Here is a 15311-nt window from a genome sequence, read left to right as displayed (position 1 = left end):
GGACTTTAAATTAAAGAGGCTAAGTACAGATTAAGTTTGATTATGAAGCTGCTAGATCAAAGACTCAAAAAATATGGTATTTTTACGCTATTAACTATTATTTTCGTATTCTTAAGCCTCATTCCTACACGAATTGCGATCGCCTCCTTCCAAGCTCCCCATCCCCAAGCTATCCTTACCCTGGGCGGAAGTCCAGACAGGGAAGAATTCACTGCCGAATTTGCCCAAAACCACCCCAGTTTAGACATCTGGGTTTCCAGTGGTCAACCGCCAGATTCAGCCCGTGCCATTTTTAGCAAAGCATATATACCTAAGAGCCGCCTACACCTTGATTACCGTGCTGTTGACACTGTTACCAATTTTACTAGTCTAGTTGCAGATTTTCAAGAACGCCAAATTCACCACGTCTACCTAATTACCTCTAATTTTCACATGCCCAGAGCCAAGGCGATCGCCACTCTCGTTCTGGGTAGCCAAGGTATCACCTTTACCCCTGTTTCCATCCCCAGTCAGAAACCTCGAGAATCCATGCTCCGCATAGTTCGTGATAGTGGTCGCTCCCTGCTGTGGATTGTCTCAGGTCGTACTGGAGCCAGTCTTAACCCTCGTCTCAATGAACGATTATATGCGTTTAGATAACTACAGTCTTGGCAATTATACCCCCGGCGCACCCTACTGGAAGCAACTGTTGTGGTACTTTCTTGGGTCGCCAATGCTTGAAAGTTATTGGCTTCCCATTTCTATCATCAAGGTTTGGGTACTCCGCAAATTTGGCGCCAGCATCGGTCAAGGTGTCCGCATTAAATCAGGTGTGCGGGTCAAGTTTCCCTGGCGATTGACAGTTGGCGATTTTGTTTGGATTGGGGAAGATACCTGGATCGATAACCTGGCACCGGTGGTGATCGATAATCACGTTTGTCTTTCCCAAGGCGTCTATCTTTGTACGGGGAATCATGACTGGAATCATCCCGATTTTAAACTAATTCCTGCCCCCATCCATATTCAACAGAGTAGTTGGATTGCTGCTAAGTCGGTAATTGGTCCTGGTGTCACCGTTGGTCAAGGCGCAGTTCTCACCCTCGGTGGGGTAACGGGAAAGTCTTTAGAGCCGATGATCATTTATGCAGGAAACCCCGCTCAACCCATCAAGAAGAGAACAAATGTGCTAAATGGCGATCGCGTCCACAACTTACCCCAAGGATGACTAATGACTAACCATCCCACTCACTTCGATAATTTTCTCAAATTCAAAATCATGAGCTAAATCTGTAAAATATTTTTTTAACAAATAATGTTCAGAGGGGATTTGCTCAATCAACTCTAAAATCAGGTTGTCGCTACAAATCGCTGCAGCATGGTATAACTGTTGTCGCCATTCCCGGGACATTTGAGATAACAAAGGCACTACATCACCAGTGGTCAATATTTTTTCTGCGTTTTTTTGCTTTAAATCTGCTATCTGATTTTTTTCTGGTTGATAAAGATATTTTACTCCCAAATATTCGCTCAGTTTTTCTAGTAATATTTCCTCACGGAAGGGTTTGTTAATTAAATCATCACAACCTGCATTAATTATTGCTTCTCGTTGTTCCTCGAAAGCATTGGCTGTTAAGGCAATAATGATGGGATGACGCAAAGTCTCTTCTTTATGCTTGTTTGTAGCTTTAATCACTCCTGTAGCTTGGTAGCCATCCATTATAGGCATCCGCATATCCATAAAAATTAGCTGTGGATGCCATTCCAACCATTGGGCGATCGCTTCTTTACCATTGGTAGCTTCTCGCACTGCAAAGCCGATAGATGTCAGTAGTTTAACTATGACTAGGCGACTATCTCTGACATCATCAACTACTAATATTCGGTATTCTGGTTGATCTGGAACTAAACCAATAATTTGCAATTGATTTTGGGTGTTTTGAATTTCACTGGCTACGGCTTCTTTGATTTGAATATCAAAAGCAAATTTACTTCCTATTCCTTGGGTGCTGGTAACGGTTATATTTCCGCCCATTAGTTTTACATATTTGCGGCTAATTGCTAAACCTAATCCTGTTCCCTGTTGGGATTTTCTCCCAGTTTCGGTTTGTCCAAAGGCTTCAAATAGCAAATTAATTTCCTCTGTTGCAATTCCCATACCTGTGTCAATTACCTCGAAGTAAAGATGAGGAGATGGGGAGACAGGGGGGGGATGACCATTTTCTCCTTGTCCCCAGCGATGCACTGAGCTTGCCGAAGTGTCCCCAGCGATGTACTGAGCCGGTCGAAGTGTCCCCAGTCCCACTCTGAGGGTAACGCTACCAGTCTGAGTAAATTTGATGGCATTTCCTAAGAGATTGAGCAAGACTTGACGCAGTTTATTTTCATCGGTTTGGACATATTGGGGAAGTCCGGGTGCATATTCAAATACGAGTTCTAATTCCTTAGAAACCGCACGAAAACGTAACATTTCTTCCAAGTTTTTCAAAAGACGAATTAAGTCAAAGCTATTGATATTTAAGGTGGTTCTACCTGCTTCAATTTTGGACATTTCCAGGATGTCGTTGATTAAAGAAAGTAGATGCTCTCCAGCACGATTGATGATTGCTAAGTTGTTGTGATTATCAGGGGATACAGCATGATCATGACTCATCACTTGGGTGAAACCAAGGATAGCATTAAGTGGGGTACGTAGTTCATGACTCATGTTAGCCAGAAATTCGCTTTTGGCACGGTTTGCAGCATCTGCAGCGATGACAGATGCTTGTAATGCTTCTGACTGTCTTTGAGTTGTTGCTAGCAATTGTGCTTGTTGCAATGCAACTCCTAGCTGATTACCAATTTGCACTACGATATTGATTTCTTCTGTTTTCCATTGGCGGGTATGGGAATTTTGATAACTGGCTAATAATCCCCAAAGTTGATTACCGCATAAAATGGGGACAGTAATATAGGCTTTTGCCTGAAAGCGTTCTAAAAGGTTGATGTAACAATCGTCAAACCCAGCTTTATAGATATTAGAGACGCAGCGGTAACTGACACCTTGGCTATACGCACCACCTTGGGTTTGTTGGAGATAAGTATCCTCTATCTGGTTATCTACACCATGCAAAAGTTTGACGATACAACGTCCGTTTTCTAGCACTCGCTCTGACAGATCGGGGTGATGTTTGTGTTCCTCTATGAGCGAAATCCAACCGCTTCCTACCGACTCAGCGACAAATTCGCCACTCCAATCGGGATTGAAACGATAGACAAGGACGCGATCGCAGTCTAGCACTTGTCGTAATTCTTGGGTTGTCGCGGTAAATATGGTTTCTATATCTAATGTTTGCCGCATTCTTTGAATTACTTGGGCGATCGCTCTTTCTCGATCAGCACTTTCTTGCAAGGCTTCTTCTGCCAGTTTTCTCTCGGTAATATCTGTAACTGTCCCAATAAAGCCTTTAATTTCTCCATTATCCCCCATTTCTGGCAACGCCTGACAAATTACCCAAACAACTGTGTCATCTGGACGCAGATAACGATGTTCACATTTATATAACTCCTTGGCTACTGCTGCTTGATGCCATGCCATAATCACCATCTCACGGTCATCTGGATGTAAGGCTTTTTTCCAGCCTGTTCCTAGCGGTTCTGGTTGCTCAAGACCTGTAATCTCACACCAGCGTTGATTACAATATAAACAATAGCCATCAACATCTGCGTGAAATATCCCCACAGGCGAGGCTTCTGCTAAAAGTTGATATCGCCGTCTACTTTCTTCCACAGCCAATTCTGCCAGTTTGCGTAACCGCAGCTGGTCGTAAACATCGCTAATTTCTACCATGACTGTACCCACACCAGAGGGGCGATCTTCCTCTGAGGGAATGGGAAAATAAGAATTGAGGAAGTAACGCATCACATCTGGTTGTGTGGGTGATGGAGCGCTCATTTCTTGGTTGAGAATGGGTTGACCAGTTAAGAGAACCTGCTCGTACAATGGTGCAATTATCGGTGCAATCTGTGGTATAACTTCATAGATGCTCTTGCCAATATGGTCTTTTTGTGGTACTCCATGAATATCTGCTAGCAGTTCGTTGATTTGCACAAACCGTAGTTGATCATCTAAAATATTCAAACCGACAGGAGCGCTGCTGAAAAAAGCATTGAGACGCGCTTCTCGCAGCGCTAGTTCTCGTTCTAGGGTTTTGCGTTCATTAATATCTTTGTGGGTTCCTGTCATCCGTAATGGTAAACCCTGTTTGTCGTACTCACAAATCTGACCGCGAGACTGAATCCACTTCCACACCCCAGAGGCGCAGCGCATCCGAAATTCTACGTCATAAACGGGAATAGCACCTTCAAGATGGGCGTTTAACACTGCGTTGACTAAGGGTAAGTCTTCTGGATGTACGAATTGATCACCAGCTTGCGAATGATCATCAATTTCGTCTTCTTTGTACCCCAGCATTGCTTTCCATCGCCAATCGCGATACATTTTATTTTTACTGATATTCCAATCCCACAATCCCAAATCGCTACCTTCTAAGGCTAGCTGTAAACGTTCTTCACTCATTCTATGGGCTGATTCTACTAGTTTACGTTGCATCAGCCCACCTAATTGAGCAGCCACGGCATTGACAAGCAGAAGCAAACGCTTATCTGCTGGTGCTGATTTGCGTTTAAAAAACACCAAAATCGCCAATACTTCCTGACCAGCCAGAATCGGCACGCCAAAGCCAGCTTTTAATCCCACTTGTGCCGCTGATTGCGATCGCAGAAACACCGGCTCGGCGATCGCCGACACATCAGGAATCCATTCTGGCTGTCTGGACTGCCATACTCGTCCTGGTAGTCCTATACCTAGAGGAAATTTGACTGTTTTGCTCTCGTTGCAGAATCTTACTAAAATATCGTCCTGCCCATACCAAGCTAAAGCGTGTTCTAAAAAATTGCCACTATCGCTAGGTATCCATGCTTCACTAAAATGCCAGTTGATGCTCTGACAAATTAAACGCAAAACTAGGGCTAAGGCACTGTTGACATCTACAGCACGACTCACTGCTTGGGTGGTTAACAGTAACAGTCGGCTTTCATTTTCTGCTTGTTTGCGCTCTGTGATATCTTTAGCTGTACTAAGTATATAATGTTGTCCATCAATTTCCGTCATTTCCGCACTATACAACGTTGTTTTCACTTCCCCAGTCGCGGTGCGGACATCAACTTCATGATTGCGAATGGCTTTTGTCTGTTGCAAAATCTCGAACAGAAAAGCAGTTTCTGCTGGATTTACCAAAATCTTTAATTCTTCCTCGGTGCGACCGAGAACCTGAGAACGAGAATAACCAAAAAACCGACAAAAACTGTCGTTGACTTCGATATAGCGATTTTCCGGCCAAATACTCAGGCTAATTGGGTCAGGAGATGCTCTAAAAGCTGATGCTAATTTTTCTTCGGAAGCTCGACGTGCTGCTTCTGCTTTTTTGCGTTCTCGTGCTTCTAGGACTAAAGATACTAAATTCCCCAAAGAACGAGCAAAATTCTGGTCTTCCAGGGTCCAATGATGAACAACTCCCACCTGTTCCAAACATAATATTCCTGTAGTTTCACCCTCTAGCCTAACGGGGACACTCAGCGTGGAAGTGATAGCGAATGGTTTTAAGTATGACTCGCCAAGTTCTTGTGTTCTGGAATCGGTATAGGGATCATCGGCCGCGATTAGTTGGTCGCTGTGCAAAGCTTGAAAATAAGCTGGATAATCGGCTTCTATCAGTAAATGTTTTTCACTATGTTGATGAGAACTCTGCTCGAATAAATCAACGCAATGCATAAACGTGCAGTTTTCACCATACATCCAGATACTGGCTCTTTCTACCCCAATATTTTTCGCTCCTGCTTCTGTAATTTCTCTGCAAGCGGCCTTCAAGTCACCTTGATAAAGTATCGGATTTTTTGTTAGTTGTGTTAATACTAGGTTATGGTTGCAGAGCTTGATGGCACTTGATAGTAGGGCTTGTTCTGCCCGTTTGCGGTCTGTGATGTTGCTAGCTGTGCCTGTGATCCCGACAATCGCGCCTTCTTCATTGCGTAAGGCGATCGCATTAAACAACAGATAAATGGCGTTACCATTTTTGGCAACGCAGGCCATCTCATGCTGAAAAACAGGCTTACCATTGAGGACTTGCTCGACAAGTTCCTGTGTATAAGCCAATTGTTCTGGTAAGACAAAATCAGTAGATATTCGCCCGATAACTTCTTCGGGTTCGTAGTCGAAAATCAGTTTGACTGTGTGGTTTACAAAGGTAATTAATCCGTGTATATCTACTGACCAAATAATGTCCTGGGATGTCTCAACTAGGTGGCGATATTTACTTTCACTTGCTTTTAGGGCTACTTCTACCGAGAGCCGAACGCCTATTTCGTGCTGGAGTTGGAGATTTTGTCTATCTAGTTTAGCACGTGCTTGTTTTTCTTGCTCTAGTAGTTGAGCTTGGGCTAGGGCAATTCCCAGTTGGGCGGCGATAGACTCTAATAGTTCAATTTCTTCTGATGTCCACTGCCGCTGTTGGTCGCACTGATGCAAACATATTAGCCCATTGGGTTGGCTTTGATAAGAAGTCCGCACTGCCAACATCGAGTGGATTTCTAACTGTCGGCATATTGGGTGGAAATCTTCTAACAGCGGTTCAGTATAAACATTTGTGCAGGCGATCGCTTTGTCTTGCGATAATGCCTGTAGGATGTGGGGATTACCCTCAACAGGCACCTCCAGATTCATCATTGAGCCATAGCCGGAAGCCAAAAATTCACCCAAAATGGGAATTTTGGGAATTGGTGAATCTATGTATAAATGAATCAGTACGCGACTGACTCCCATAACCGCACCTATTTGTGTGGTCGCTGTCTCCAAGATATTTTGCGTATCTAATTGTGAGCGGATTTTATACGAAATTTCTCTGATTAAGTTGCTGCGATTAAGTTGTTTTTGCAGCGCATCCTCAGCCTGTTTGCGTTCCAGGACAATGGAAATCGCTGCTGCTGCTGCTTGCAAAAGTGATACTTCCGATGCTTCCCACAACCTTGGTGTCACACAATTATTAAAGCCAATAAAGCCCAAAAACTCCCCTTTGGCGATAATCGGTAACACCAACATCGAAAAAATGCCTTGGGGTTCTAAAATCTCTCTGGCAGATTTGGGTAATTCTGCCACTATAGCACAGAAGATTTCGCCTTTTGACAATGACGCAGCCCAGCCTGGATAAAAATCGTCATAGGCAAGGTTTTGCAGCGCGGGATTGTCAATTTCTGGATGAATACCCAGATCGCACCATTCACCCCGTTGACTCATCAGCAAGACCCCATCTGCGGCTCGATGATTTTCAAACAGGTATACACGACTTGCTTTTGATGCTTGTCCGAGAATCTCCAGGATTTTTTTGTAGCATTTGTTGGTGCCATCAAAACTCAGCAACGTATGTTGAACTTCTACAAGGGCTGCTAAGTATCCTTCGCGGGATTTGCGGGCTTCCTCGGCGAGTTGGCGTTCGCGCTGTGCGGCTAGCCATTCACTGATATCTATCAAGGTCGTGACGACAAACAACTTACCATCATCTTTTTGAAACATCCCTTGGGTAATCTCAACATTTAGCTGAGAACCATCCGCACGGGTAATATTAAATTCTTGTTTTTTATGGTTGCTGCGATTGCTGATAAAATTTTTATATTGCTGAATTAAATTAAATTTTTCTTCAACTGTGGCATTTGGATAATGTACTGTTGTAAATTGTTCCCCAATGATTTCGCCGCGACTCAAGCCATAAAGTTCACAATATGCGGGATTTACTTGTACAAAATATCCGTTTTCATCCGTCAGACAAATTCCCACTTTAGCGGTATTTAAAATAGACTCTATTTGTTGATTTTGATTTTTTAACTTGACAGCAACCCGTTGACGCTCTTCTACCTCCCAAATTAGTTGGTAATTTTGGTTTTTTAGTTGTTTTTGGAGATTTTGAATAGTCAGTTGATTTTGGACTCGAACCAAAACTTCTTCAGCTTGTAATGGTTTAGTTATATAGTCAACAGCACCTAAGCGAAATGCTTTGACTTTCTCAGATGATTCTTCCAGTACACTGAGAAAAATTATCGGGATTTCCTGAGTTTTCTTTTGCGATTTGAGATATTGACAAACTTCATATCCATCAATATCTGGCATGAGAATGTCTAGTAAAATCAAATCTGGGGGAGAAGCTAAAGCAGCATTGATTGCTAGTTTTCCAGAAATTACCCGTTGTACTTTATAATTTTCGCGAATGAGAATTTCGGATAAAAAATGCAAATTCTCTGGCTTATCATCAACTAACAATATTTTGATTTGCTGTTCATTGATTGCCATATCAATTCTAGTTTTGAGTTACGTATTTATGCACCATGAAAGCTAACTTGTCATTACTCATTACTCATTACTCATTACTCATTACTCATTACTCATTACTCATTACTCATTACTCATTACTCATTACTCATTACTCATTACTCATTACTCATTACTCATTACTCATTACTCATTACTCATTACTCATTACTCATTACTCATTACTCATTACTCATTACTCATTACTCATTACTCATTACTCATTACTCATTACTCATTACTCATTTGTTATTGGTGGTTGGGGAATATGTATCATTAACTAGGCGAATATAAATGTAACCATCTTTTTCCTATGTCCCATCAGTGCCCGACCTCCATGAGTTATATTTATTTGTTAATCATTGAGCAGTGCCTGAGTACAACTAACGATGATATCAAAACGGAAATCCTTGACTAAATCTGTTAAAATTTCCGCTAAAGTTAGGGGATTCGTTGATATTTGTGTAATTAAGTGGTGTATCAACTCTTCATTAACTTCGTTAGCTGCATTATATAACTGTCTCATCCAGTTTTTGGGCATTCTGCTCAATTGTTGCATCAAATCTGAAGTTGGTATATTGTTTATAGAATAACATTGCTCAATGGTAGAATTCCGAGAAAGAGGAAATTTTTCATAAAAATAACTCACATCTAAATATTCAGCCATTGTTGCAAAAATCACTGCTGCTGGTGCTGGTTTGCAAACCAAATTATCGTAACCAGCGGCTAATATTTCCTGGAACTTTTCCTCACTAGTGCTGCTGGTGAGTGCAATAATCACGGTGCGGTGATGGGAAATAGAGGGATTTTGCCCTTCCACCTGACTTGTAGCCGCAGCGGTCTCCCTAGCTCGAATTTGTCTAGTTGCTTCGATACCGTTCATGACGGGCATACGTGTATCCATCCACATCAGGTGTGGTTGCCAAATTTCCCAAATTGCGATCGCCTTTTCACCATTTTCTGCTTCCCGTACTTCAAAACCAATCGTTTGTAGCCATTTTACTAGCAGTTTAGCGTTTTCTTGATTGTCATCAACCACTAAAATTCGGCTCTTGCGTGTATAGCGTGCTTAATTATTAATGAAAGTCGATTAAATTGCTTTAATAACAAGGCTTATAGGCGTTTATAATTTGATTTTTAGTAACAGTAGCTCAAATACAAAAAATAATGGCTTTTATCGGAGCCAGGCAAGGGTTTCAAACTTATTTTTTAACAAATTCAGCACGCTAAGTACGCAAGAACCCGATTAAGGGACTTCCAGAAATTAAATTATCCACAGTAGGGTGCGTCAGTACAAATAATTTCTAGCTATGTCAAAAGTTTCTCGCTCTGACGCACACTACGGATTGTATATTTTTTTATTTGTCAGTCCCTAAGGGAACTTTAAAAAAATAAAAGCAGTCAGCTGTCAGTTGTCAAGAGTCAATCGTCAACCATAAACTGTCAACAGGAGCAAACAGATGCCACAATACCTCACCAACCCATCAACCTTAGAAATCGCCCCTGGCTATCTGAATATTATGGGCTATGTTGATGAATCAGAAGTCAACGGGCCTGGCTGTCGTGCAGTCATTTGGGTGCAAGGATGTCCGCGAGAGTGTTCTGGCTGCTTTAATCCTGACTCCTGGTCATTTGAGGTTAACCAACTGATTTCTATTGATACCCTATTTGAGAACATCCAGAAGAACAAGCGCAATACAGGCGTCACCTTCTCTGGTGGTGAACCATTTTCGCAAGCACCTGCATTAGCATCTTTGGCGCGTAAACTCAAAGCTGCGGGATTTAATGTGATGTCATTTACTGGCTACACCTTGAAGCAGCTACAGTCAGAATCGGCGCCTCCAGGTGCCCAAGAATTATTAGAACAACTAGATATCCTCATTGACGGGCCATTTGTGGAATCTCTCGCAATTCATTCTCCCACCTCCCCAGTTTCTTCCAGCAATCAACAGGTTCATATATTTAACCCCGACTTTAAAGACCAGATTACCTGGGCGAGTGACCAGATAGAGATTCATATCCTTAAAGATGGAAACCGCATTGTCACAGGTTATCAAGGTATATTGGAATTGACTTGAGGTGATGTTTGCTGATGAGCCAACATTAACCGACTGGTAAAAAATAATTCATCCAATCTTGTGGGGTTGGTATCTTCCCGGACCACCTTGATCTTGGACTGGAAGTCCGACTCCACAAGCAATTATGAACATTAAGGCATTTGTCACCAATGTTGCGATGTTGGTTATGAATATTTTCGGTTCAGTGTAGGAGATGTCACGAGATTAAAACTATGAATTCTCCATTTCCCGGAATGAATCCTTATTTAGAAAATCCTGTGTTTTGCTCAGAAGTACATCATCGATTAATTACAGCGATCACCGATACGATTGAGGAAAATATTCCCCCACAATATCGAGTTGCTATTGAACAACGTACTTATTTAAGTGATGACTCGGATTCTGTATTAGTTGGTATACCAGGTGTTTCTGTTTTTTCTCAACAAACATCACCCCAGCAATACTCATCAACTGCTACCCAAATAGCGACATCAGAAGGCATTACGGTGATGATACCTTTACCTGAACATATTACGGAAAATTACTTGGAAATTAGAGAGGTTTCTACAGGTTTTGTGGTGACATCTATCGAAATTTTATCTCCTAAAAATAAACGCCCAGGCGAGGGTAGAAAAGCGTATGAACTGAAACGCAAACAGGTTTTAGCTAGTCTTTCTCACTTGGTCGAAATTGATTTACTCAGAACTGGAAAACCCATGTCAATTTTAGGGCAATTTCCTGGAACAGATTATCAAATTCTTGTTAGTAGAAGTGAAACACGTCCTCAAGCTAAATTATACGGATTTAGTATCAGAGAAACAATTCCCGTATTTCCATTACCTTTACAGTCAGAAGATACAGAACCGATTCTAGATTTGCAATCTTTATTGCATGGTATATATAGCACTTCCTATTCAGATGAGGTACAAAATTGTATCACGCGATGTAGGGGCACGGCACTGCCGTGCCCTTACCGATGTACCTCACTAGGGCGAGAAACGCTATACAATCGTGCCAGATATTATTTAGCAATTGATTATAATAAAGAACCAGTACCACCCTTAAACTTAGAAGATGCTGTATGGTCTTTAACCCTTTTACGCGAACAAGGGTTAAGGACTTGAACTATCCAAGTTATTGTATCATCGCGTCTAGGGCTACGGCACTGCCCTGCCCAAAAGACTGTATTGGACTCAACTGATAACCCCTATATAGCAATCCTAATTAGGTTTTGAAAACTCCCCTATGAATCAATTGTCGCCCAAAGATAGGATGTTGCTCAAACAACGATTGACGCCTTATTTATTTTTGCTCCCTGCGTTGATTCTCTTGGGGTTAACCGTATTTTGGCCTGCACTCCAAGCATTTTACCTCAGTTTTACCAGCTACGAAGATTTGGGACAGCCGGCGCAATGGGCTGGATTAACTAACTTTTTCCGTCTATGGAAAGACGCAGTTTTTTGGAAAACCTTAGAAAACACTTTTCTCTATCTTGTTGGTGTCGTCCCCATTTTGGTAATTGCGCCTCTAGGGTTGGCAATTTTAGTAAATCAGAAATTGCGGGGAATGAATTGGTTTAGAACTGCATATTATACCCCAGTCGTAATTTCAATGGTAGTGGCGGGGATAGCCTGGAAATGGTTGTATGCAGAAAACGGGTTGCTCAATCAGTTTCTCAAAAGTTTAGGTATTTTTCCTGAAGGGATTCCTTGGTTAACTAGTCCAGACAAACTGTTTGGCCTTGTGCCAATTTCCCTAGCCAGCGTCATGGCTGTTACCATCTGGAAGGGACTCGGCTACTATATGGTGATTTACTTAGCGGGGTTGCAATCAATACCCGCCGATGTGTACGAAGCCGCAGCCATTGACGGCTCAGATGGTATCCGCCAACACTGGGAGATTACCATACCCTTAATGAGACCTTATCTGGCGCTAGTGGCGGTGATTTCAGCGATTTCTGCTACCAAAGTTTTTGAAGAAGTATACATTATGACCCAAGGCGGACCACTCGATAGCTCCAAAACAATTGTTTACTATCTCTATGAGCAAGCATTCAGCAACTTAGAAATTAGCTATGCTTGTACAATTGGGCTAGTTTTATTTTTAATCATTTTGGGGCTATCAGTTCTGCGATTGGTCATCAATCAGCAGGGTAGGGTTGAATCTCCCGCACCACTACAAGATTAAAGGGCGTTGCTGATTTAAAGTATGAATTAGTCTCGCGCAAAGGCGCAAAGACGCAAAGAATTGTTGTTTATAGCGTTTCCCGGCCTAGTGCGGTACACCCGTAGGGGCACGGCATTGCCGTGCCCCTACACCTAGCGATATAATATTGTACCTCATCTGAATGAGAAGCGCTATAGTCATCTCGAAAATTGTCCATTCATACTCCGATTCAGCAACGCCCATTAAAGAAAGGGAAGGGAGCAATCTCAAGCGCAACTTATCCACCATTTACGACTTGGCTACCATGACTGCGAGGATCATCTTGACTAGCTGTTGGTGCGACTGGTGCAGAAAATTGCGAAGTTTTACCACTTGCTTGAGCATAAGGTAAAGGCGAATCAGTCACCAAAGCTTCTAAATTACTGGCCATGACTGTGCGGGGTTGATCGCCGATCGCCTGGGCAATAGTGTCTCCATTTTTACCCAAAAACAGAAAATGGGGAATCCCATCTACCCGATATTTCAGCATTTCTGGTAGCCATTTGTTATTATCTACATTTAGCATGACAAAATTCACCTTGTCAGCATACTGCTGTTCTATCTGGGCGATATCTGGGGCCATTTTTTGGCAGACAGTACACCAATCAGCGTAAAATTCTACTAGGGAGGGTTTACCGTTGCTAATGGCCATCTCTAGGGGTGTGGACGCCTGGTCTAACTTGGAGAGGGAAACGGAGGTTGTCTCACTTCGCAATCCTAAGAATAGGGCAACGCTGAGGGCGATCGCCACAATTGCAATTAAGAAATTTCTGACCCTGGCCCCATTACTAGGGTTTTCTTGAGCATTCACAGGTGAATCTGTAGTCATAACAAAATTATTAAAACTTATTAAGCACTTTCATTCTCTAGTCTAACCTTTCCCAGGGTTTAGCAATGTTATACCTCTACTCAGGGCGCCCTCAGCGGTGCTAAAAACCAACCTATTAAACTAGAACAGAAACAACCTCTGCTACATCCGTGAAAAAACGAGTCACCCTCACCTTTCCCAAACGGGCCATTCAAATGCCAGTTACCTACCGACTGGCAAAAGAGTTTAACGTAGCTGCAAATATTATCCGCGCCCAAGTAGCCCCAAATCAAATTGGTAAACTAGTATTGGAACTATCCGGGGATATCGATCAGTTAGATGCAGCTATTGAGTGGATGCGATCGCAGCATATCAACGTTTCCCATTCTTTAGGCGAAATCGCAATTGATGAAGATGTCTGTGTCCACTGTGGCTTATGTACTGGGGTTTGTCCTACCGAAGCCCTCACCCTCAAAGAGGAAACTTTTAAGCTCACATTCACGCGATCGCGCTGCATTGTCTGTGAACAGTGTATCCCCACCTGTCCCGTCCAGGCAATCTCAACTAATCTTTAACTAGCCTTCATTCCCGTCCTACACCAAATTACAGCAATTTTCACGCAATAACCACAGATCTTCGTAGGGGCGCAAGGCCTTGCGCCCCAAAAGCCTGGTCTATTTACCTGAAAATGGCTGTAACTACGGCTCTTTAGCCCTTCTGTAAAACTTGGTGTTAGCGCCAAAAACCTTCACCCCTGTAGGTTGGGTTGCGGAACAGTGACTGGAATTATTGTTTTACTATGTAGAATTTTTGATTTTCTTTGATATTAGGCTCAACACTAATAGCAATATTTCTTTTTTCTGTAATTCTAAGTTCTGTATGTGTTTCTTTATTTAATTGAATTGTCAAGATAGTTTTTTTAAAAAATTTACCTTCTATCGTTTCAACAATCAGTATATTTCCAACTTTTATCGTATAATTTTAAATTTCAAACGCCAATATTTTATTCCCAAAAATTTTCACTACGTTTTCTATCTTTTGAAATGTATAAATTGATTCTTTTTTGATAAGCTCCTCAGACAATATTTCAAAAATCGCTTGACAATATTTTTCCAAAAATTGGATATAAGGTTCCAATTCCGATATATCTAAAATATTATCTAATGTCTCTGAACCGTGAGCAATCTGATTTCTCCTTTCAACTAAATCGTTGATTTTATTGTATAAAGTATCTGTATTTTTATTTGAAATGTTTGTAATTCCTCTATCATTTTCAAAATACTGAATTATTGTTCTATTTTTTTTTAATTCTTCATTTAAGTTCACACTGATCAGATCAAATATTTTTACAATTTGTTTATGTTTTAAATTACCTGATAAAAGAACAAATGCTTCTGTATTGAATTTGTAACTTGCAGGATTTACGATACATTCATTCAGCTTTTTTAAAACTTGTTCTTTGGTGAGATGCTGATATTTAGCACTTTCTCTACTAGCAATAGTGTTTATTAGTTTCAAAGAAAGTTCAAAATGATTGTTTCTAATTTTTTCATCTATATTGTTATAGTCTATAGCTAAAACTGCAAGTGAATCAAGATATTCTTTAATCCAAGTTTCTACATGCTTTTCTAGTAAGCCATAAAGCGAAATAATAGATGCTTTGTATTCAAATATCTTTTTATCTGTTCTGAAACTTCTATGATGGTCTTTTAACTTATTTAATAAGACTTTAATTTCCTCACTATCAGTCGGTGACACAGCACAAGCCACCATATTATCCACATATTGAATATGTTTAAAATATTCTCGTACTTGATTTATTTCTTTTTTGAAGCTCTCCAATGACGTTGCATTCATAATTTCTACCTAA

The 15311-nt window shown here is 41.4% G+C and carries 11 protein-coding genes; 7 read left to right on the top strand and 4 right to left on the bottom strand.

Annotated features, from left to right (window positions below; genetic code table 11):
• Window positions 1-42: 42 nt before the first annotated feature.
• Both HEQ19_04695 and HEQ19_04690 read left to right on the top strand, forming a co-directional pair.
• Window positions 43-639 carry a YdcF family protein gene (locus HEQ19_04695; GenBank protein WYL98916.1) on the top strand — a complete coding sequence of 199 codons (597 nt, stop codon included), beginning with the start codon at window positions 43-45 and terminating at the stop codon, window positions 637-639.
• Window positions 626-1204, top strand: coding sequence for a WcaF family extracellular polysaccharide biosynthesis acetyltransferase (locus HEQ19_04690; protein ID WYL98915.1), 579 nt, complete (start codon window positions 626-628; stop codon window positions 1202-1204). The genes HEQ19_04695 and HEQ19_04690 overlap by 14 nt, the downstream gene beginning before the upstream one ends.
• Here HEQ19_04690 and HEQ19_30670 read toward each other — a convergent pair whose 3' ends face one another.
• Window positions 1205-8353: a PAS domain S-box protein gene (locus HEQ19_30670; protein ID WZI67110.1), complete on the bottom strand. Its 7149-nt coding sequence runs from the start codon at window positions 8351-8353 to the stop codon at window positions 1205-1207.
• 35 nt (window positions 8354-8388) lie between these two features.
• On the opposite strand from HEQ19_30670, the gene HEQ19_04655 reads away from it, so the two are divergent.
• Window positions 8389-8655 (top strand): hypothetical protein, encoded by a 267-nt coding sequence (locus HEQ19_04655; GenBank protein WYM03257.2) that lies wholly within the window; start codon window positions 8389-8391, stop codon window positions 8653-8655.
• Between the two features lie 71 nt (window positions 8656-8726).
• Here the strand turns inward: HEQ19_04655 and HEQ19_04650 are convergent, their stop codons facing one another.
• Window positions 8727-9410 carry a response regulator gene (locus HEQ19_04650; GenBank protein WYL98914.1) on the bottom strand — a complete coding sequence of 228 codons (684 nt, stop codon included), beginning with the start codon at window positions 9408-9410 and terminating at the stop codon, window positions 8727-8729.
• A gap of 421 nt (window positions 9411-9831) precedes the next feature.
• Here HEQ19_04650 and HEQ19_04645 point away from each other — a divergent pair, with 421 nt between their 5' ends.
• The 3 genes from HEQ19_04645 to HEQ19_04630 all read left to right on the top strand — a co-directional run bounded on the left by HEQ19_04645 (window position 9832) and on the right by HEQ19_04630 (window position 12615).
• Window positions 9832-10449 carry a 4Fe-4S single cluster domain-containing protein gene (locus tag HEQ19_04645; GenBank protein ID WYL98913.1) on the top strand — a complete coding sequence of 206 codons (618 nt, stop codon included), beginning with the start codon at window positions 9832-9834 and terminating at the stop codon, window positions 10447-10449.
• 212 nt (window positions 10450-10661) lie between these two features.
• Window positions 10662-11552: a DUF4058 family protein gene (locus HEQ19_04640; GenBank protein ID WZI67109.1), complete on the top strand. Its 891-nt coding sequence runs from the start codon at window positions 10662-10664 to the stop codon at window positions 11550-11552.
• 121 nt (window positions 11553-11673) lie between these two features.
• Window positions 11674-12615 carry a sugar ABC transporter permease gene (locus HEQ19_04630; GenBank protein WYL98912.1) on the top strand — a complete coding sequence of 314 codons (942 nt, stop codon included), beginning with the start codon at window positions 11674-11676 and terminating at the stop codon, window positions 12613-12615.
• Between the two features lie 256 nt (window positions 12616-12871).
• On the opposite strand, the gene HEQ19_04625 is transcribed toward HEQ19_04630, so the two are convergent.
• Window positions 12872-13462 (bottom strand): thioredoxin family protein, encoded by a 591-nt coding sequence (locus HEQ19_04625; protein WYL98911.1) that lies wholly within the window; start codon window positions 13460-13462, stop codon window positions 12872-12874.
• 149 nt (window positions 13463-13611) lie between these two features.
• Here HEQ19_04625 and HEQ19_04620 point away from each other — a divergent pair, with 149 nt between their 5' ends.
• Window positions 13612-14016 (top strand): NIL domain-containing protein, encoded by a 405-nt coding sequence (locus HEQ19_04620; GenBank protein ID WYL98910.1) that lies wholly within the window; start codon window positions 13612-13614, stop codon window positions 14014-14016.
• Window positions 14017-14422: 406 nt separating this feature from the next.
• Here the strand turns inward: HEQ19_04620 and HEQ19_04615 are convergent, their stop codons facing one another.
• A complete protein-coding gene (locus HEQ19_04615) occupies window positions 14423-15298 on the bottom strand; it encodes an MAE_28990/MAE_18760 family HEPN-like nuclease (protein WZI67108.1) in 876 nt (291 codons plus the stop codon).
• Between the last annotated feature and the right edge of the window lie 13 nt (window positions 15299-15311).

Origin of the sequence: Gloeotrichia echinulata CP02 (assembly GCA_038087035.1) — a bacterium.
Lineage (GTDB): Bacteria > Cyanobacteriota > Cyanobacteriia > Cyanobacteriales > Nostocaceae > Gloeotrichia > Gloeotrichia echinulata.
This window is presented reverse-complemented; position numbering and strand designations above follow the sequence as displayed.